The organism is Gordonia mangrovi, from assembly GCF_024734075.1.
GTDB classification, from domain to species: Bacteria; Actinomycetota; Actinomycetes; order Mycobacteriales; family Mycobacteriaceae; genus Gordonia; species Gordonia mangrovi.
In genome coordinates this window covers 4,386,155-4,404,633 of sequence record NZ_CP102850.1, presented here as the reverse complement: position 1 = coordinate 4,404,633, position 18,479 = coordinate 4,386,155, and the positions used below count along the sequence as shown (strand labels likewise).

16 protein-coding genes are annotated in these 18,479 nt (G+C 66.2%); 11 read left to right on the top strand and 5 right to left on the bottom strand.

Annotated elements, in window-relative coordinates:
• Positions 1-76: 76 nt before the first annotated feature.
• On the bottom strand, positions 77-1,855 hold the full coding sequence (locus tag NWF22_RS20020) for a DEAD/DEAH box helicase (protein ID WP_160902719.1): 1,779 nt from the start codon (positions 1,853-1,855) through the stop codon (positions 77-79).
• A gap of 231 nt (positions 1,856-2,086) precedes the next feature.
• On the opposite strand from NWF22_RS20020, the gene NWF22_RS20015 reads away from it, so the two are divergent.
• Together NWF22_RS20015 and opgC are read left to right on the top strand one after the other, a co-directional pair.
• Positions 2,087-3,871 (top strand): AMP-dependent synthetase/ligase, encoded by a 1,785-nt coding sequence (locus tag NWF22_RS20015; RefSeq protein ID WP_160902720.1) that lies wholly within the window; start codon positions 2,087-2,089, stop codon positions 3,869-3,871.
• Positions 3,872-4,021: 150 nt separating this feature from the next.
• Entirely contained in the window at positions 4,022-5,182 is a 1,161-nt protein-coding gene (opgC, locus tag NWF22_RS20010) for an OpgC domain-containing protein (RefSeq protein ID WP_160902721.1), read from the top strand.
• 38 nt (positions 5,183-5,220) lie between these two features.
• On the opposite strand, the gene NWF22_RS20005 is transcribed toward opgC, so the two are convergent.
• Positions 5,221-6,732, bottom strand: coding sequence for a DUF7782 domain-containing protein (locus NWF22_RS20005; RefSeq protein WP_160902722.1), 1,512 nt, complete (start codon positions 6,730-6,732; stop codon positions 5,221-5,223).
• Positions 6,733-6,880: 148 nt separating this feature from the next.
• Between NWF22_RS20005 and NWF22_RS20000 the strand changes: the two genes are divergently transcribed.
• Genes NWF22_RS20000 through NWF22_RS19990 form a run of 3 tightly spaced genes read left to right on the top strand, consistent with a single transcriptional unit; the run spans position 6,881 to position 8,225 of the window.
• Complete coding sequence (locus tag NWF22_RS20000; RefSeq protein ID WP_160902723.1) at positions 6,881-7,375, top strand: MarR family winged helix-turn-helix transcriptional regulator; 495 nt, start codon at positions 6,881-6,883, stop codon at positions 7,373-7,375.
• The gene (locus NWF22_RS19995) at positions 7,372-7,794 is read left to right on the top strand and encodes an organic hydroperoxide resistance protein (RefSeq protein WP_160902724.1); all 423 of its coding nucleotides are present in this window, start codon (positions 7,372-7,374) and stop codon (positions 7,792-7,794) included. Before NWF22_RS20000 ends, NWF22_RS19995 begins: the two co-directional genes overlap by 4 nt.
• A gap of 32 nt (positions 7,795-7,826) precedes the next feature.
• Positions 7,827-8,225, top strand: coding sequence for a DoxX family protein (locus NWF22_RS19990; RefSeq protein ID WP_160902725.1), 399 nt, complete (start codon positions 7,827-7,829; stop codon positions 8,223-8,225).
• 28 nt (positions 8,226-8,253) lie between these two features.
• On the opposite strand, the gene NWF22_RS19985 is transcribed toward NWF22_RS19990, so the two are convergent.
• Positions 8,254-9,291 (bottom strand): LacI family DNA-binding transcriptional regulator, encoded by a 1,038-nt coding sequence (locus NWF22_RS19985; protein WP_160902726.1) that lies wholly within the window; start codon positions 9,289-9,291, stop codon positions 8,254-8,256.
• Between the two features lie 96 nt (positions 9,292-9,387).
• Here NWF22_RS19985 and NWF22_RS19980 point away from each other — a divergent pair, with 96 nt between their 5' ends.
• Genes NWF22_RS19980 through NWF22_RS19965 form a run of 4 tightly spaced genes read left to right on the top strand, consistent with a single transcriptional unit; the run spans position 9,388 to position 13,267 of the window.
• On the top strand, positions 9,388-10,410 hold the full coding sequence (locus NWF22_RS19980; protein WP_160902727.1) for a Gfo/Idh/MocA family protein: 1,023 nt from the start codon (positions 9,388-9,390) through the stop codon (positions 10,408-10,410).
• A 27-nt stretch (positions 10,411-10,437) separates the two neighbouring features.
• On the top strand, positions 10,438-11,343 hold the full coding sequence (locus NWF22_RS19975; RefSeq protein ID WP_160902728.1) for a sugar phosphate isomerase/epimerase family protein: 906 nt from the start codon (positions 10,438-10,440) through the stop codon (positions 11,341-11,343).
• Between the two features lie 21 nt (positions 11,344-11,364).
• A complete protein-coding gene (locus tag NWF22_RS19970) occupies positions 11,365-12,240 on the top strand; it encodes a sugar phosphate isomerase/epimerase family protein (protein ID WP_160902729.1) in 876 nt (291 codons plus the stop codon).
• A 40-nt stretch (positions 12,241-12,280) separates the two neighbouring features.
• Positions 12,281-13,267, top strand: a complete 987-nt coding sequence (locus NWF22_RS19965; RefSeq protein ID WP_202398619.1) for a Gfo/Idh/MocA family protein — start codon at positions 12,281-12,283, stop codon at positions 13,265-13,267.
• Positions 13,268-13,443: 176 nt separating this feature from the next.
• On the opposite strand, the gene NWF22_RS19960 is transcribed toward NWF22_RS19965, so the two are convergent.
• Positions 13,444-14,469 (bottom strand): LacI family DNA-binding transcriptional regulator, encoded by a 1,026-nt coding sequence (locus NWF22_RS19960; protein WP_233751181.1) that lies wholly within the window; start codon positions 14,467-14,469, stop codon positions 13,444-13,446.
• 114 nt (positions 14,470-14,583) lie between these two features.
• Between NWF22_RS19960 and NWF22_RS19955 the strand changes: the two genes are divergently transcribed.
• Complete coding sequence (locus tag NWF22_RS19955; RefSeq protein WP_160902731.1) at positions 14,584-15,999, top strand: sugar porter family MFS transporter; 1,416 nt, start codon at positions 14,584-14,586, stop codon at positions 15,997-15,999.
• A gap of 25 nt (positions 16,000-16,024) precedes the next feature.
• On the opposite strand, the gene NWF22_RS19950 is transcribed toward NWF22_RS19955, so the two are convergent.
• Positions 16,025-16,486, bottom strand: coding sequence for a hypothetical protein (locus NWF22_RS19950; protein ID WP_160902732.1), 462 nt, complete (start codon positions 16,484-16,486; stop codon positions 16,025-16,027).
• On the opposite strand from NWF22_RS19950, the gene NWF22_RS19945 reads away from it, so the two are divergent.
• Positions 16,485-18,413, top strand: coding sequence for a primary-amine oxidase (locus tag NWF22_RS19945; protein ID WP_160902733.1), 1,929 nt, complete (start codon positions 16,485-16,487; stop codon positions 18,411-18,413). The genes NWF22_RS19950 and NWF22_RS19945 overlap by 2 nt on opposite strands.
• Positions 18,414-18,479: the final 66 nt, after the last annotated feature.

The window sequence follows — 18,479 nt, the reverse complement described above, 5'->3', positions numbered from 1 at the left end:
AGATTACGGATATATTTCGATCAGGCAAGTTCCGCACCACGCATCGCCGAATTCTCAGCGATTCCAAGGGATCTGCTCAGTTTCGCCCTCGACCTGCGACGTGGCGGGGTCCGCGTTTGCCCCAGCTCTCGGACCGCTTGCCGTATCCGTCGCGGCCTTGGCCACCACGCTGGCCGCCCTGGGCGCGTTTGGCACCGCCGCGCGTGCGGGGCGGCCCGAAGTCACGACGGATGTCGATGGGGTTCTTGCCGATCCTGGTGTGCCGCAGGGAGGCCAGGGTCTCGTTGTCGAGGTTCTCCGGCAGCTCCACCAGCGAGAAGTCGTCCCGGATGCTGATGTTCCCGAAGTCGCCGCGCGTGAGGCCTCCCTCATTGGCGATCGCGCCGACGATCGCGCCCGGCGAGACCTTGTGCCGGCGTCCCACCGCGATGCGGTACGTGGCGAATTGCCCGTCGGATCGGCGCGGGCCGCGCTCGCGGCGCTCCGGACGCTGCCCCTCGGGTGGGTCCGGAGCCATCAGGAACCCCCCATCGCGCGTCTCGAGTGCCAGCGCGGCGGCCACGTCCGCCAGCGCGACATCGTGCTCGCCGGCGTAGTCCTCCACCAACTTGCGGAACAGATCGAGATGGTCCGACGACAGATTCTCGGTGATCGAGTCGGCGAACTTCGCCACCCGCTGTGCGTTCACGTCCTCGACGCTCGGCAGCCCGATCTCCGTCAGCGTCGAGCGGGTCGCGCGTTCGATGGCGCGCAGGAGGTGCCGCTCACGCGGAGAGACGAACAGCAGCGCGTTACCGGAGCGGCCGGCGCGACCGGTGCGGCCGATCCGGTGCACGTAGGACTCGGTGTCGTGCGGGATGTCGTAGTTGACGACGTGCGAGATCCGGTCGACATCGAGTCCACGAGCGGCCACATCGGTCGCCACCAGGATGTCGATGCTGCCGCCCTTGAGCTGATTGATGGTGCGTTCACGCTGCGCCTGCACCATATCGCCGTTGATGGCGACCGCCGAGAACCCACGCGCCCGCAGCTTCTCCGCGAGTTCCTCCGTGGCCGACTTCGTGCGGACGAAGACGATCATCGCGTCGAAGGTCTCGACCTCGAGAAATCGGGTCAGGGCATCCAGCTTGCGCTGGTGGGAGACCTGCAGATACCGCTGGGTGATGTTCTGCGCCGTCGCGGTCCGCGCCTTGACCGTGATCTCCTGCGGGTCGTTCAGGTAGCGCTGCGCCAGACGACGGATGGCGCTGGGCATGGTGGCCGAGAACAGCGCCACCTGCTTGTCGTCGGGCGTCTCCGACAGGATGCGTTCCACATCCTCGGCGAAACCCATGGTCAGCATCTCATCGGCCTCGTCGAGCACGAGGAAGTCGAGTTCAGAGATGTCGAGGGTGCCCTTGTCGAGATGGTCGATCACGCGGCCGGGTGTACCCACGATGACCTGCGCCCCGCGCCGCAAACCGGACAACTGGACGCCGTAGCTCTGCCCGCCGTAGATCGGCAGAACCCGCACCTCGGGCAGATGCGCGGAGTAGCGGCCGAACGCCTCGGCGACCTGTAGTGCCAGCTCACGGGTGGGCGCGAGAACCAGCGCCTGCGGCCGGCGTGCGGAGGTGTCCAACCGCGACAGGATCGGGATGGCGAAGGCGGCGGTCTTACCGGTACCCGTCTGGGCGAGGCCCACCACGTCGCGGCCACTCATCAGGGGCGGGATCGTGGCCGCCTGGATCGGTGACGGCGTCTCATAGCCGACGTCGACGATCGCCTGGCGGACCTTCGGCGCGATGTCGAGGTCGTCGAAGGAGACGCCGCCGCCCACTGCATCGGCGCTCGCCGCGTCCTCGTTGCCACTCATGCGCGTCCAGTCCTGTTCACCCTGACAACTCTAGTGGCCCGAGGCCCCACGGGAGGAATCCTCGGCAACGCCGCGCGACACCCTGTGATCGGCGGTACGCTCCACGGTCACCGTTCTGTGATCGTCGCCACGGATACTGGTACCGTCAGTCTCACTCAACAGAAGTGACCTGTCGTCACGGATCTCACGGTTGTCCGTTATGACCGGTTATGTGCGCGTAGGGGAGCCGCCATGCAGCAGTACACAACTCCGTCGGATCTCGCCATCGAGGACAAGGCGACCACCGTCGACAGCATCCTCCGCTACCGGGCGGAGCGGCCGACGATGCCGCTGCTGAGGCGACGTTCGGGCAATCAGTGGATCAACGTCACCGCGAAGCAGTTCGCCGATGAGGTCGACGCGGTGGCCAAGGGGCTGATCGCGTCGGGTGTCAAACAGGGCGACCGCGTCGCGATTCTCTCCTCGACACGTTTCGAGTGGACGGTCCTCGACTACGCCATCTGGCGGGCCGGTGCCACGACGGTGGCGATCTACGAGACGTCGGCACCTGATCAGGTGAAGTGGATTCTCGAGGACTCCGGTACCTCACTGCTGTTCGTCGAGGCGCACGCCCACTACACCCGCCACATCCGGGTCATCGAGGAAGCGCCGGAGCTGCGCGAGACGCTGATCATCGACGACCACGCGTTGGCCACCGTGACCAAGCGCGGCGCCAAGGTCGACACCAGCGAACTCGACACCCGCCACGCCGACGCACTGGCCACCGACGCAGCAACACTGATCTACACCTCGGGCACCACGGGCAAGCCGAAGGGCGTGGTGTTGACCCATGCCAACTTCCTCGCCGAATGTGCGGCCACGCGCAATGCCGTCGGTGCGGGCATGGTCGAGGGCAAATCGACTCTGCTGTTCCTGCCGTTGGCGCATGTGTTCGCCCGCGTCGTCGCGGTCGGCTGTATCGAGAACGGCGTGATCCTCGGGCACACCAACGACATCCCGAACCTCATCGAGGACCTGGGCAAGTTCAAGCCGAACTACGTGCTGTCGGTTCCGCGCGTCTTCGAGAAGGTCTACAACTCCGCCAAGCAGAAAGCCTACGACGGGGGCAAGGGCTCGATCTTCGATCGGGCCGCCGACACCGCCATCGAGTACAGCAAGGCCCTGGAGAACGGTGGCCCCGGCCTGGGCCTCAGGCTCAAGCACGCACTGTTCGACCTGCTCGTGTACGGCAAGTTGCGTGCCGCGCTCGGCGGCAACTGCGAGGGCGCCATCTCCGGCGGAGCCCCGCTCGGCGCCCGGCTCGGACACTTCTTCCGCGGCGTCGGCATCCCGGTCTACGAGGGCTACGGGCTGTCCGAGACGACCGCAGCGGTGACCGCGAACAACGAAGAGCATCAGCGCGTCGGCTCGGTCGGACGACCCATCCCGGGCGTCTCGGTGGCCATCGCCGACGACGGAGAGGTGCTCCTGCAGGGGCCGGTGGTGTTCGGCGGCTACTGGAAGAACGAGAAGGCCAGCGCCGACGCGATCGTCGACGGCTGGTTCCACACCGGCGACATCGGCCATCTCGAGGACGGTTTCCTCTACATCACCGGCCGCAAAAAGGAACTCATCGTCACCGCCGGCGGCAAGAACGTCTCACCGGCACAGCTCGAGGACACCATCCGGGCCCACCCGATGGTCAGTCAGTGCCTCGTCGTGGGTGACAACAAGCCGTTCATCGCGGCGTTGATCACCATCGACGCGGAGGCCGCGCCGGGATGGCTGGAACGCCATCATCTGCCCGCCGACACGTCGATGTCGGATCTCGCGACAAACGAGAAACTCCTGGCCGAGATCGACGAAGCCGTGAAGAACGCCAACACGACGGTGTCCAACGCCGAGGCGATCAAGAAGTTCGCCATCCTGGACGACGATTTCACGATCGAGTCCGGGGAGCTGACGCCGACGATGAAGCTGAAGCGCAACGTGATCCACGACGCACACAAGGTAGCCATCGCGGACCTGTACACCTGATCGACAGCTGACGCGACGCCCGGTTCCCGTACCTTGCCCGAGGTGGGGACCGGGCGTTTGATTGTCTTCGGCCACGTGGTGGACGTCGTCGCCGACATCACCTTCGCACGATGACGAGACCCACGGTGCGGGCCGGTATTCTGCTCGCAAATGAATCGAGATCTCGCCATCGACGCGACGCGGGGGCTCGCGATCTGGAGCATGATCTCGCTACATTTCGCCGCCGGTACGCGTATCGCCGCGCCCACCCACGTCTACCCGTACGTCGACGGGATGTCGGCGTTCGTCCTGTTGTCCGGCCTCGTTCTGGGCCTGGTCTATCGGCGGTGGATCGAGCGGCACTCGTTGGATTTCGCCTACCGACGCCTCACGCGGCGGATCGTGGTGCTCTATCTGTGTCAGTTGACGATCGCGCTCACCGCGGTCGCTGCGGGGATGGCGGGTCATCGATGGCTCACCCTGCTGTTGCCGGTCGATGATTGGTGGCACGGGCTGGAACTCGCGATCACCATGCGATATCTGCCCAGCGGCGGCAACATCCTGCTGCTGTACATGCTGCTGATGGCATCGGCCTATCTGCTGTTCCCGCTGCTGATGCGCAACCGGTGGCAGCTCATCCTCACCGGTTCGGTTCTCGCATACGCCATCTCGCTGATGTGGTCACCGGACTGGTTCTACGTCACCTCGTTCACGGCCGGACACCGCATTCAGAACTGGGCGGCCTGGCAGATCATGTTCGTCCCGGCGGTCATCGTCGGCTGGAAGTGGCGCGACTGGGATGTCGCGGGTTTCGTCGACCGCCATCTCGCACCGATCGTCATGGTGGCCGTGGGGTTCGCCGTCGTTCTCCATCTCGGCGTGGATACCGGACCATGGATCAGGTTCGAACCCGCGCTCGCCGACAAACTCGACTTCCGCCCTGCGCGCGCCGTCGGTGCATGGCTGGCGGTGCCGGCGGTCTACGGCGTCTTCCGGCTCCTGCTGCGCCACTGGCACCGGAACTGGTTGCGTCCACTGGTGATGACCGGCACGCGCAGTCTGGATTCCTATGTCCTGCAGGCGCTCGCGCTGGTCATTGCGCCCATCCACATAGCCCACCGACCATGGAACACCGCCACCTCGCTGTGCGTCGTGGTTCTGGTGTTCGGGATGTGCTGGGCCTGGGCGGAGTTCCGCCAGGAGTTCGGTATCGACAAACTCCACCGGCTACCGACGGTGGTTCGGGATCGGCTGTCGACAGCCCGAAAACCGGCAGCGCCCATCGAAATCCCGGAGGTGAGCCGGCCGGCGACTGTCACCCCCGATCCCTGAGGAGCGAGCTTGCGAACGTCACGAAGGGCGTGGTCGACTCAGGTCGCCTCGTAGAGAATCCCCCGACCGATGGCTTCGCGAACCACCGGCAGAGCGGCTGCGGCGAGGGCATCGGGCTCCACTCCGTGGAAGCCTGCCAGCAGTTCGAGCAGCGCGCCCAGCGGCACCTGTCCCCGGCACCCGGCCAGCAACGCCCGCGAGACCTCATCCACCGCGAGGACCGCACCCGGACCGCCCGGGCGTCGCACCGTCGCCGAGACCTGTTGCCACCCCTCGCTCCCGGGTAACGACTGTTCCTCCAGAAACACCGGCGAGGTCGACAACCGAGTGGCGAGCAACCGTTCGTCGGAGATGTCGCGCAAGTAGTGACGGCGGGCAAAAAAGGCCTCGGCCTCGACGCCCGTCACCTCCTCGCCGGCGCCGGTGATCTCCTCGATCGTCTGATCGGGCTCACCGCCGTCCCGGGAGCGCCTGCGCAACGTGATCGAGCCCATGCCGATTCCGTCGATACCGTTGGCCGCGAACCAGTCCAACCATCGCGCACCCCGGTCGGCCGCCTGCTGTGCCGATTCCCCGGCGTCCGAGAGCCATAACGAGATGTAGGTGATGGGATCGGCGAACTCGCGTTGTACCACCCAGGCATCCAGGCCGGTGCCGGCCAGCCAGCCGCGCACCCGATCGCGCCAGTCGGTATCGTGCGGCACGACCCAGTTGGCCAGGATCTGTGCGGTCCCACCCGGATTCAGGTGATCGGGAATCTGACGGATCAAGTCCGCACACAGCCCATCTCCGGCAATCCCCGAATCGCGGTAGATGTAGTCCTGCCCTCCGGCACCCACCACGAACGGCGGGTTGGAGACGATGAGGTCGAACCGCTCCCCCGCCACCGGCTCGAACAGGCTGCCTGCACGCAGATCCCAGCTCATCTGATTCAGACGCGCGGTCGCCGCGGCCAACGCGAGAGCCCGCGGGTTGGTGTCGGTCGCCACGATCTCGTCACAGTGGTTGTCCAGATGCAGCGCCTGGATGCCGCAGCCTGTGCCGATGTCGAGCGCGCGGCGCGCCGGCGTGCGGATCACCGCCCGTGCCAACGACACCGACGCTCCGCCGATCCCGAGGACATGATCGGTTGCGACCGGACCGGCGCGCATGGCGGAGTCCTGATCGGACACCACCAGGTATTCGCGGACATCGTCGGCGTGGGGGCGGATGTCCAGAGCGGCGCGCACGGAACCGTCGGCGCCGACCGTCAACACACCGGCGTCGACGAGCGCCTCGGGACGCACCGACGGAAAGGCCTGTGCCACAACATCGGCAGGTTCGTCGGCACCGAGCAGGAACAGCCGGACGATGGTGGCCAGCGATGCGCCGTGGTCGGCGGCCGCCCGGGTGACGGCAAGTGCCGGCCACCAGACGCCGCGGCCCAGTGCCTCGTTGGCGGATGCGCCGATCAGTTCACCGACGCCATCGGATGTGTAGCCGGCGGCCCGCAGGTCCTGACCGAGACGATCGACGACGGCGTGGTCGACCAGTGGGTGTGGCCCGGTCATCCGAATCTCCGATACTTCTTGCGCATCGCCTGCGTGAACACTCCAGCACCCTGCACCACCCACCGTCGATCGTCAACATTGATTGACACCGGGCCGAGATCTCCCACAACTATGTTGTGCACAACTTAAATCGTGTACGGTCGGATTCGTGACCGATATCCGACTCGACGAGCAACTGTGCTTCGCGCTCTACTCCGCGTCTCGTGCCGTGATCGCGGCGCAACGGCCAGGGCTCGCCGAACTGGGTCTCACCTACCCGCAGTACCTGGCGATGCTGGTGCTGTGGGAGGAGGACGAGATCACCGTGTCCCGGTTGTGCCGTCGACTGCAGTTGGATTCCGGGACCGTCTCCCCGCTGCTCCGCAGGCTCGAGACACTCGGATACCTGACCCGTCGCCGGTCGTCGTCGGACGAGCGTTCGGTCACCGTCGCCCTCACCCCCGAGGGCGTCGCGCTCGGAGCCCGCGCGGATTGCGTCTACGACTCGCTGACCGCGGCCATCGCGGAGACATCCGAGCACCAGCGAGACGACGAATTCACCTTTGACATAGACGATCTCACCCAACTGCGCTCGACCCTGCACCACCTCACCGACGAGCTCCGTCGACATCTCGACGAACCCACGAAAGGACGCACCACATGACCCCGATCTACACCGCGGAGGCACTCGCCACCGGAGACGGCCGCAACGGTCACGCACGGACATCGGATGGCAAAGTCGATCTCGACCTGGACATGCCCAAGGAGCTGGGCGGGTCGGGGGTGGGCACCAATCCCGAGCAACTGTTCGCCGCCGGGTATGCGGCGTGTTTCCACAGTGCACTGCGTCTGGTCGCCGGACAGGCCGGCGCCGACGTCACCGACTCCTCGGTCGGTGCACGGGTGTCTCTGGGGTCCACCGATTCCGGCGGATTCCAGCTCGCCGTGGAACTCGAGGTCACCCTCCCGGCCGTCGCCGAGGACGCGGCACACCAGCTGGTGAACATGGCACATGAGGTATGCCCGTATTCGAACGCCACCCGCGGCAACATCGAGGTGAATCTCACCGTCGCCGAGGACTGATCGCCAACCCACGTCGCACCGGAAAGGACATCATGACCTCCCTCCTGCCGAGCGATGAACCGACATCGCGGCGAGTCGCCCGCCTGGCTCTGGGTACCATCCTGACCACCGCGGGCATTGGACATCTCACGTTCCAGCGCAAGGAATTCCAGGCGCAGGTACCCGATTTCGTTCCCGTCGACCCAGATCTGACGGTCGTCGGCTCCGGGGTTGCCGAGATCGCGCTGGGCACCGGCCTGATCGCGCTCCCGAAGCACCGCCGGACGATCGGCACCGTCGCGGCCGCATTCTTCGTCGCTGTGTTCCCCGGGAACATCCATCAGTACCGCAACAAGATCGATGCCTTCGGGCTGGACACCGATCGCAAGCGATTCATCCGCTTGTTCGGCCAGCCCGCCCTGGTCGCCGCCGCCTGGCACGCTCGCGGCTGACCAATCGACGTCACGGCCGAGTCGCAATTCACCGCGGCTCGGCCGTGGTCCGTCGCACCACCAGTTGCGGTGTGTGCCGATAGATCTGCTGCGGCGCGTCGAGCCGACCCATCCGCCGCAGCAAGAACTTCGCCGCTTGCGCGCCGACCGTGAAGTTGCCGTTGTCCACCGAGGTCAACGAGATGTGCCGCAAACTGGCCAATTGCGTGTCGTCGTAGCCGATCAACGACAGATCGCGCGGTATCGACAATCCGCGATCGTCGGCGGCCGACATCGCCCCCAGCGAGGCCATGTCATTGAACGCCAGGATCGCCGACGGCGGCAGCGACGAGTCGAGTAGGCGAACCGTTGCCGCATATCCCCCCTCCTCGGTGGTCCCGCCGTATTCCACAACGCACTTGTCGGCAGCACCCGCCGCGGCGATCGTCTCCTCGAAGCCTTCGCGGCGCAGCCGGCCGACCATTCCGGGCCCCTGGATGTGGCCCAGCCGGCGATGTCCCAGTGCCAGCAGATGTTCGGTCGCCAGGCGCGCACCGACCCGATCGTCGTCGACCGCGATGTCCACGGTCGGCAGGTCGGGCTCCAGCGTGCCCGCCAGCACCACCGGGATCGATTGCGCCGCACGCTCCACGTCGACGCGCGCGTCGGTGGTGCCGACCACGACCAGCCCGTCGACCTGCCGCGACAGCAGCGTCTCCACGGTGTCGCGGCCGACCTGGTGGTCCAGACGACTGTCGACCAGCAACGGCGCGATGTCGACGGCGTCGAAGGTCGTTGCCAAGCCCTCGAGAAGACTCACGTACCACGGGTTACGCAAATCGTTGATGACCACGCCGACCGTGCCACTACGCGACTCCGACAGTCCGCGGGCGATGGTGTTGGGCCGGTACCCGAGTTCGGCCATCGCGTCGCGGACCCGCGCCCGCCGCTCCGCACTGACATTCGGCTCATCGCGCAGCACGCGTGACACCACTGACTTCGACACCCCCGCATGAGCGGCGACATCCCGGATCGTCGCCGGTCGCCGGTTGCCGACGAGGTCGATCCCCGCTTCGTTCTCACTCACGATCGATCATCCTATTGCCTCCGTGATCCACACCACGTATGGTGACTGGGACCGGTCCCAGTCATGTCCCATAACTGTCTCACACAGGAGTCCGAATTGGTACGCATCGCTCTCGTCGGCGCCGGCTTCATCGGCTCGGTGCATGCGCGGAACCTCGCCGAGCACCCCGAGGTGCGGTTTGTGGGTGTCGCAGACATCGATGCCGCCCGGGCCGGTGACCTCGCCGACCGGATGGGAACCCAACCCCTCACCGACACCGACATCTACGACTCCGACCACGTCGACGCGGTTCTGATCGCATCGTCGACCGATACCCACGCCGACCACCTGCGGCGCGCGGCCGCAGCGGGACTGCCCACCTTCTGCGAGAAGCCGATCGATCTGGATCTGGCACATGCAATCGACACCGTGGCGCAGGTGACCGCGGCCGGCGTGGCGACCATGGTGGACTTCAACCGGCGCTTCGATCGCGACCACCGCGAGTTGCATCGGTCGGTCCGTGCCGGCGAGATCGGCGGAGTGGAGCTCATCCAGTTGACCTCCCGCGGCCCGTCGCTTCCGCCACTGGACTACATCGCGACCTCCGGCGGTCAGATGCGCGATCAGACCGTGCACTTCTTCGACCTCGCCCGATGGATCACGGGCGAGGATCCGGTCGATGTGTTCGCTGCGGGATCCGTGTTCACCGACCCCCGAATGGCGCAACTCGGCGACGTCGACACCTCGGTCGTCACGCTGCGGATGCCCAGCGGCGCACTCGTGCAGATCGACAGTGCGCGGCGAACGGGGTACGGCTACGACGAACGTATCGAGGTTCTCGGTTCGGACGGCATGATCGAATCCGGCCGCCGACCAATCGGATCGGTATCCCGGTACGGGCCCGGCCGCATCGTCGGCGACGGGCTGCACGCCGGTTGGTTCGAGCGTGTCGCGCCGACCTACCGCGCCGCACTCGACCACTTCCTCGCGGCCCTCACCACCGGCGCAGACATCGGCCCCACGCTCGACGAGGCGCTCAAGGCGCAGGCCATCGCCGAGGCCGCCGCGCGTTCGCTGCGGACCGGCAATCGCGAAACCATCACCTACCCGGTGACGCCCAGCGCAGTCACCACGCACTGATCACGACCTACCGAAGGGATAGAACACATGAGCAACATCGTCGTCGGCTCCGCACCGGACTCCTGGGGCGTCTGGTTTCCGGACGATCCGCAGCAGACCCCGTACACCCGATTCCTGGACGAGGTCGCGGCATCGGGTTACGAGTGGATCGAGCTGGGCCCGTTCGGCTACCTGCCCACCGACCCGACACAACTGCTCGACGAACTCGGCGAGCGTGGACTGCAGCTGTCGGCCGGCACCGTCTTCGAGCACCTGCACCAGGACAATTCGTGGGACGCGGTATGGACCCAGATCGAGGACGTCGCCAAACTCACGGCGGCGGTCGGGGGCAAGCACGTCGTGGTGATCCCGGAGATGTGGCGCGATCCCGCGACCGGTGACGTCCTCGAGGACCGCGACCTGACCGATGAGCAGTGGCGCAAGAAGACCGAGGGCATGGACGAACTCGGCAAGGCGATGTTCGAGAAGTACGGCGTGCGTGCGCAGTATCATCCGCACGCCGACAGTCACGTGGACACCGAGGAGAACATCTACCGGTTCCTCGAGAACACCGACGGCGAGTTCGTCAACCTCTGCCTCGACACCGGTCACGTGAGCTATTGCGGCGGTGACAATCTCGCCATCATCCGCAACCACCCCGAGCGGATCGGCTACCTGCACCTCAAGCAGGTCGACGAAGCGGTGCGCGCCAAGGTGGCCGCCGACGACCTGCCGTTCGGTGAGGCCGTGCGCCTGGGCGCGATGACCGAGCCGCCACGTGGCATCCCGGAGATGCCGCCGCTGCTCGAGGCGGTCGCCGACCTCGACGTCGACATCTTCGCGATCGTCGAGCAGGACATGTACCCCTGCTCCCCGGATGCCCCGTTGCCCATCGCCCAGCGGACCCAGAAGTACCTCGGCTCCTGCGGTGTTCCGGCCGTCCGCTTCCGCTGACCACGCTGAGGAGTCCCGACGATGAAGGTTGCACTCGACCCCACCCCGTTCCACCACAGCCATTCACTGCTCGAATTGCCCGGTGTCGTCGCCGATCTCGGCTACGAGTACCTGCAGTTGACGCCGCAGGTGGACATGATCCCCTTCTTCAACCACCCCAAGGCCGACGACGCCCTGGTGGCGAAGTTCCGCAAGGCCTGTGCCGACGCGGGCGTCGGCATCGCCTCGGTGCTGCCGGTGCTGCGCTGGTCGGGGCCCGACGAGGACGCCCGCGAGGCCGCGGTCCGCTACTGGAAACGGGCGATTCAGATCACCGTCGACCTCGGCGTCACCGTGATGAACACCGAGTTCTCCGGCCGTCCCGAGAAGTCCGAGGAGTCCGAACGGGCCTTCTTCCGGTCGATGGAAGAACTCGTGCCGATCATCGAGCGCGAAGGCATCGACGTCCGGATCGATCCGCACCCCGACGATTTCGTCGAGGACGGCCTGGCCGCCATCCGGATGATCCGGGGCATCAACTCGAAGAACGTCGGGCTGGTGTACGTCGCTTGCCACAGCTTCCACATGGGTGGGAACATGGCCGAGATCATGACCACCGCCGGTGACATGCTGCGCCTGGTGCATGTCGCCGACACCATGGATCATCATGCCTCTCATGGTCTTCGCTACATCACCAATCCGCCCGGAAATGCGGTGCGCGTACATCAGCACCTCAAGATCGGCGATGGTGACGTCAACTGGGACGAATTCTTCGGCACCTTGGGCGAGATCGGCTTCTACGATCGCGACGACACGGTCATGGTCTCGAGTGTGTTCGCGGAGAACGAGAATGCCCACGAGGTCTCGCGCTACCAGTTGTCCACGATGACCGACTACGTCGCCAAGTACCGGGGCTGACGTGCTGACACGGTTGCCCGCACCTCGCACCCTCGATCCCATGACCGCCCCGGAACTACGTTGGGGTGTCATGGGTCCGGGGTGGATCGCGCAGCGCTTCGTCGAAGCCCTCAATAAGAACACCACCCAGCAGGTCGTCGCGGTCGGATCGCGTTCCGCCCAGCGCGCCGATGAGTTCGCCAGGCGAATGGGGGTCGAGGCGGCGCACGGCTCGTACGAGTCGTTGCTTGCCGACCCCCTCGTCGAGATCGTCTATGTCAGCACCCCGCATCCACAGCACCATCGCTGCGCACTGGACGCGATTGCCGCAGGAAAGCACGTGCTGATCGAGAAGCCCCTGGGTATCAACGCCAATCAGGCGCGCGAGGTGTTCACGGCCGCCCAGAACGCCGGCGTCTTCGCCGGTGAGGCGATGTGGACCCGCTTCCTACCCAAGTTCGACGTGCTCGGTCAGATCCTCGCCAACGGCCTGCTCGGCGAGATCCGCACGGTCGCGGCCGATCACGGCGAGTTCTTCACCACCGACCACCGCATCTACGACACCGCATTGGCCGGTGGACCGATGCTCGACCTCGGCACCTATCCGATCGCCTTCGCCTACTGGACGCTCGGTCACGTCGCTGCCGTGTCGGCCATCGGTCAACCGGCGAACGACGAACTCAACGGCCAGGTCTCGGCGACCCTGGGACACGTCGGGGGCAGTCAGTCGTTGGTGCACACGACGATTCTGTCCAACACGCCGACGACGGCATTCGTCGCCGGCGAGGACGCATACCTGGATCTGCCTGGGCCCTTCTATCAGCCCGGGCCGTTCCGGCTCGTGCCGCGGACCGGCGACGTGCTCGTGCACGACGAGGAGCCGGGTACCCACACAGACGGGCTGCATTTCTCCGCGGTGGACGCTGCCCGACAGATCGCCGCGGGAGCAGTCGACTCCGAGGTCCACCCACCTGCCGACGTGATCGGGACGCTCGACGTCATGGATCGCATCAGAGCGCAGGTCGGGATCGCTTTTCCCGGTGAATGATGTTGTGGTGGTGATGGTCTCGATACGGGCTCTCGCCTGGCGGCTCGACCCCTACTCGACCACCGGAATGCCGAATGGACGCTCCGTTCGCGGATCGAGTAGCCCGCAAACTCTCGCTGATCGAGTAGCCCGCGAGCCGCCAGGCGAGCGTGCGTATCGAGATCCTCGGATCCCGATCAACCCCGCGGCGCCGCCGTCGTGCCACGCACCCTCAACGACGGCTCGAGCACCACATCGGGTTCGGCGATGTCCGCCCCGGTGAGCAGATCGACGGCGAGTGCCACCGACTGCTCCGCAAGGCCTTGCGCGTCCTGGTGGATCGTGGTGAGGGCGATACGCGGGTTGTCGGACAATCGGCTGTCGTCGTAGCCCATCAACGAGACCTCGCCGGGGATGTCGACACCGGCGCGGGTGAACACGTCGAGCAGCCCGAGGGCACATCGATCGTTCCCGGCCAGAATAGCTGTGGGCAAACGACTCCCGGCCAGGATCACATGTGCCGCATCGGCGCCTGCGGCCTCGTTGTGCGCCCCCGGCACCACGCGAATCCAGCTCTCGAGCCCGTGCCGCCGCATCGACGATCGATACGCGGCCCGACGGTCGTCCGACGCCGGGTCCTGGCCGCCGTCGACATGCAGGATGTCACGGTGCCCGAGTTGCACCAGGTAGTCGACGGCCAGCGCGACGCCCTTGGCGTCATCGGTCCGCACCGTCGCCACGCGGTCCCCGATCACGTCATCCGGCAACCGCCGCCCGACCACGACCAGCGGGGCGCGTGTGCCCAGGGCGCTGAGTTCTGCCGGCGACGCCATCGGGCCGAGCAGTATCACCGCACCACACCGATGGTCCACCAGCGCCTCGACGGAGGCAGCCTCGTCGCGCCCAGGAAGATTCGCGGTCAACAACACGTCGTAGCCGGACTTCTCGGCCGCCGGGTAGATGCCGGTCACCAGTTCGGCCTCGAAGAGCTGCGACACATCTATCAAGACGCCGAGGGTCCGGCTCTTCCCGAGCGCGAGCAGCCGGGCCGCCGCATCCGGGCGATAGCCGAGCTCGTCGGCGATCTCCAACACGCGTCGCCGCGTGTCCTCGCTCGCACCGGGTTTGCCGTCCAGGATGAAGGACACCAGCGTTCGTGACACCCCGGCCCGAGCCGCCACATCGGCCATCGTCGGACGTCGATTCGCGCTCTTCTGCGCCATCCTTCACTCCCTTTCTTCACTGTGACTGTTGACACAGTGGCCCAGATCTCACATCATAGTACTTACGCGCGTTACTAACGCGCGTTAGATCCCCGAAGAGTTGAGGTACTCCCCATGACCACCACAGCGGGAACAGCGTCGAACAGGCGCTTCTTGACCAAGCTGACCGTCATCGCAACGCTGGGCGGGCTGTTGTTCGGCTATGACACGGGCGTCATCTCCGGCGCCCTGCTCTACATGAAGGATGACCTGGCACTCACCTCCTTCACCGAGGCGATGGTGGTCAGCTCGTTGCTGTTCCCCGGCGCCGCCTTCGGCGCGCTGTTCGGCGGACGTATCGCCGATCGCCTCGGTCGCAAGCGCACTCTCCTGCTGTGCGGGGCGATCTTCCTGGTCGGCGCGTTGGCATGCGCGCTCGCCCCATCGGTCTCGGCCATGGTCGTCGCGCGCATCATCCTGGGCTTCGGCGTCGGCGCCGCCGCGGTCACCTGCCCCCTGTACCTGGCCGAGATGGCACCGGCAGATCGTCGCGGCCGCATGGTCACCATCAATGAACTGATGATCGTCACCGGGCAGATGCTCGCCTTCGCCACCAACGCCGCCCTCGACCACCTCATCCAGGACCCGCACGTCTGGCGCATCATGCTCGCCGTCGCGTCCATCCCCGCGATCGCGCTGCTGGTCGGCATGCTCGCACTGCCGGACTCACCGCGTTGGTATGCGTTCAAGGGCCGCATGGACGATGCGCGCACGGTGCTCGGTTTGAGCCGCACTCCCGCGGAGGCCGCAGCGGAATACGACATCATCGCCGACCACACCCATCACATGCTCTCCTCGAACCGCACCCCACTGTCGGTGATCCGGGACGTGCCGTGGATTCGGCGCATCGTGCTGATCGGCTGCGGCCTGGCCATCGTCCAGCAGGCCACCGGCATCAACACCGTCAACTACTACGCACCGACGATTCTCGAACAGAGCGGCCTGGGCGTGAGTGCCGCACTCGTCGCGACGATCGCCGTCGGCGTCACCTCGGTGATCACCACGATCATCGGCATCATCCTGCTCGGCTACATCGGTCGCCGCGCCATGCTGCTCACCGGCTTCGCCGGCGTCGCCGCGTCGCAGGCCGCCCTCGCGACGACCTTCCTGCTGCCGGAGACAACGATGCGCAGCTACGTCATCCTGGCCTGCATGGTGGCATTCGTCGCCTTCGTGCAGATGTTCATCGGGACCTGCGTCTGGCTGCTGCTGTCGGAGATCTTCCCCCTCAGCGTCCGCGGGTTCGCCATGGGGATCGCCGTATTCGTGCTGTGGTGCACCAACGCACTGATTTCGTTCGTGTTCCCGTTGCTCAACTCGGCCCTGGGTTCCACCGGAACCTTCGGGTTGTTCGTGCTGGTCAACATCGCGTCGTGGATCTTCGTCTTCCGCACCGTGCCGGAAACCAAGGGCACCACACTGGAAGAGCTCGAGGAACGTCTCGAGTCCGACCACACCGACCGGTTCGCGAAGGTCGCGGTCGCTGCGTGATTGCGGGTCATCGGGCTGTTCGCCGTCATCGGCGGGCAGCCCGATCGTCACGTCTGCGGAGCGGATCGGGAGCGACGACGGATGATCCACGCCCACCCGATTCGAGGGTGAACAACGCCGTCTGACTCAGGGCGAAGACCGTGGACAGCCCACCGGGCGCCACCATGCGCGAGGCGAACTCGCGCAATACGATGGCGACGGAAGCGACCATCGCGACTGCCCCGAGCGCACTCCACACCAGCGACGCGCCGGCCTCGAGCACGAATATCGACGAGTGGCGCCGCGACGTCGAGTGGGCCTGCGACCGGGCCTGGATGCTCAGCCCGGCGCGCAACGCTGCCCGCCACAACTTCGGTCGGTCCCGTCCCAGTCCATGCCTCCTCGGCCCGAACACCTCGGAGAATCCCTGGCTTCGCTCGATGCCGCCCGCATCGCCAGGTGTGCCGGGGAGTCGGGCGAGCCCCGAGCGAAAGGAAACCCGAACCATGACCGCACTCGACAACACACCCGCCTCCGTCACCCGTCCGCTGTCCAGCCTCACCGCCGATGAGATCACCTCGGCCCGCGCCGTTCTCACCGAATCCGGCCGGGTGGTCACCACCACCCGCTTCGTCTACGTCGGACTCGAAGAGCCCGACAAGGCCGACATTCTCGCCCACGACGCCGGCAACGGACCCGCACCCGAGCGCCGGGCCCGGGTGATGATGATCGACATGGTCTCCGGTGCGGCCACCGACGCGATCGTCTCGCTGACCGACGCGGCCGTGGTGAGCGTCGAGGACGTCGACGCGGCGGTCGGGCAGTTGCCCATCCTCGACGCCGAGTTCGAGATCGTGGCCGAATTCCTCGCGGGCGAGCCGCAGTGGAATGCGGCGCTGGGCAAGCGCGGCATCGATCCGGCGAAGACCGTCGCGGTGCCGCTGTCGGCGGGCACCTACGACAACCCGAACGAGGCCGGTCGGCGCATCATCCGATCCTTCGCCTTCGTCCAGGAGCACGAGAAGGACCTGCCGTGGGCACATCCGGTCGACGGACTGTGCGCCTATGTCGACATCATCAACCGCGAGATCGTCGATCTGGTGGACTACCGGGTCTTCGACGTGCCGGCCGAATCCGGCAACTTCGACACCCCGGAAGTCGCCGGACCGCCGTTGGAGGGCCTCAAACCGATCGAGATCACCCAACCCGACGGTCCGAGCTTCACCGTCGATGGTGAGCACGTCGAATGGACCAACTGGAGCCTCGACATCTCCTACGACCAGCGCGAAGGTCTCATTCTGCGCAAGCTCAGATTCCAGGGCCGGGACGTCATGTACCGCGCATCCATCAACGAGATGGTGGTCCCCTACGCGGACCCGTCACCGAACCGCTACTGGCAGAACTATTTCGACACCGGCGAGTATGTGTTCGGGCGTTACGCCAACGAACTGACACTCGGCTGCGACTGCCTCGGCGAGATCTACTACTTCGACGCCACCCTCGCCGATGAACAGGGCAGCCCGCGAACCATCAACAACGCGGTGTGCATGCACGAGGAGGATTACGGCACCCTGTGGAAGCACAGCGACATCTTCACCGGGATGAGCGAGGTGCGGCGGCAGCGACGACTGGTGATCAGCTTCTTCACCACTGTCGGCAACTATGACTACGGCTTCTACTGGTACCTATACCTCGACGGCACCATCGAACTCGAGGCGAAGCTGACCGGTGTGGCGTTCACCGCCGCCTACCCCGAGGAGGGCTCCGACTACCAGAGCCTGGTCGCACCCGGACTGGGACTGCCGTACCACCAGCACCTGTTCAGTGCCCGGCTGGACATGACCGTCGACGGGGTGTCCAACGCCGTCGAAGAGGTCGAGGCGGCAAGAATCCCCATGGGTCCGGACAATCCGTGGGGCAACGCATTCACGCTCGCCAGGACCCGGATCGGATCGGAAGCCGATGCCGCCCGCGACGCGAACGCGGCCACCGGACGGACCTGGCACATCCTCAACACCGAGAAGACCGGCCGGATGGGCCATCATCCGGCGTATGCGCTGCACGCCGAGCAGACGCCGATGTTGCTGGCCGATCCAGCGTCGTCGATCGCCGGACGTGCGGCATTCACCACCAGGCAACTGTGGGTGACCCGCTACGACGCCACCGAGCGCTACGCGGCCGGTGATTTCGTGAACCAGAGCGCATTGGGCAACGGACTGCCCGCCTATCAGCAGGCAGACCGCCCGCTCGACGGCGAGGACATCGTGGTGTGGCACACCTTCGGGCTCACCCATTTCCCCCGCACCGAGGACTGGCCGATCATGCCGACCGACTATGCCGGATTCACGTTGAAGCCCTACAACTTCAGCGACGCCAGCCCGGTGATGAATGTGCCGCCGACCGCCGCCAAACACTGCCACGGGCACGGCAACTGATCACCGCGCTCGTATCCGCCTGGCGCACCTGTGGGCGCTCGGCGGCCTGTGGTACGTGACCCGCAC

Coding starts and splice junctions, on each gene's coding strand:
- NWF22_RS19995 (WP_160902724.1), top strand. CDS start 7,372: ATGACCCCGATCTACACCGCGGAGGCACTCGCCACCGGAGACGGCCGC.
- NWF22_RS20005 (WP_160902722.1), bottom strand. CDS start 6,732: ATGACCGGGCCACACCCACTGGTCGACCACGCCGTCGTCGATCGTCTC.
- NWF22_RS20020 (WP_160902719.1), bottom strand. CDS start 1,855: ATGAGTGGCAACGAGGACGCGGCGAGCGCCGATGCAGTGGGCGGCGGC.
- NWF22_RS19955 (WP_160902731.1), top strand. CDS start 14,584: ATGACCACCACAGCGGGAACAGCGTCGAACAGGCGCTTCTTGACCAAG.
- NWF22_RS19960 (WP_233751181.1), bottom strand. CDS start 14,469: ATGGCGCAGAAGAGCGCGAATCGACGTCCGACGATGGCCGATGTGGCG.
- NWF22_RS19990 (WP_160902725.1), top strand. CDS start 7,827: ATGACCTCCCTCCTGCCGAGCGATGAACCGACATCGCGGCGAGTCGCC.
- NWF22_RS19975 (WP_160902728.1), top strand. CDS start 10,438: ATGAGCAACATCGTCGTCGGCTCCGCACCGGACTCCTGGGGCGTCTGG.
- NWF22_RS19965 (WP_202398619.1), top strand. CDS start 12,281: ATGACCGCCCCGGAACTACGTTGGGGTGTCATGGGTCCGGGGTGGATC.
- NWF22_RS19945 (WP_160902733.1), top strand. CDS start 16,485: ATGACCGCACTCGACAACACACCCGCCTCCGTCACCCGTCCGCTGTCC.
- opgC (WP_160902721.1), top strand. CDS start 4,022: ATGAATCGAGATCTCGCCATCGACGCGACGCGGGGGCTCGCGATCTGG.
- NWF22_RS19970 (WP_160902729.1), top strand. CDS start 11,365: ATGAAGGTTGCACTCGACCCCACCCCGTTCCACCACAGCCATTCACTG.
- NWF22_RS20015 (WP_160902720.1), top strand. CDS start 2,087: ATGCAGCAGTACACAACTCCGTCGGATCTCGCCATCGAGGACAAGGCG.
- NWF22_RS19950 (WP_160902732.1), bottom strand. CDS start 16,486: ATGGTTCGGGTTTCCTTTCGCTCGGGGCTCGCCCGACTCCCCGGCACA.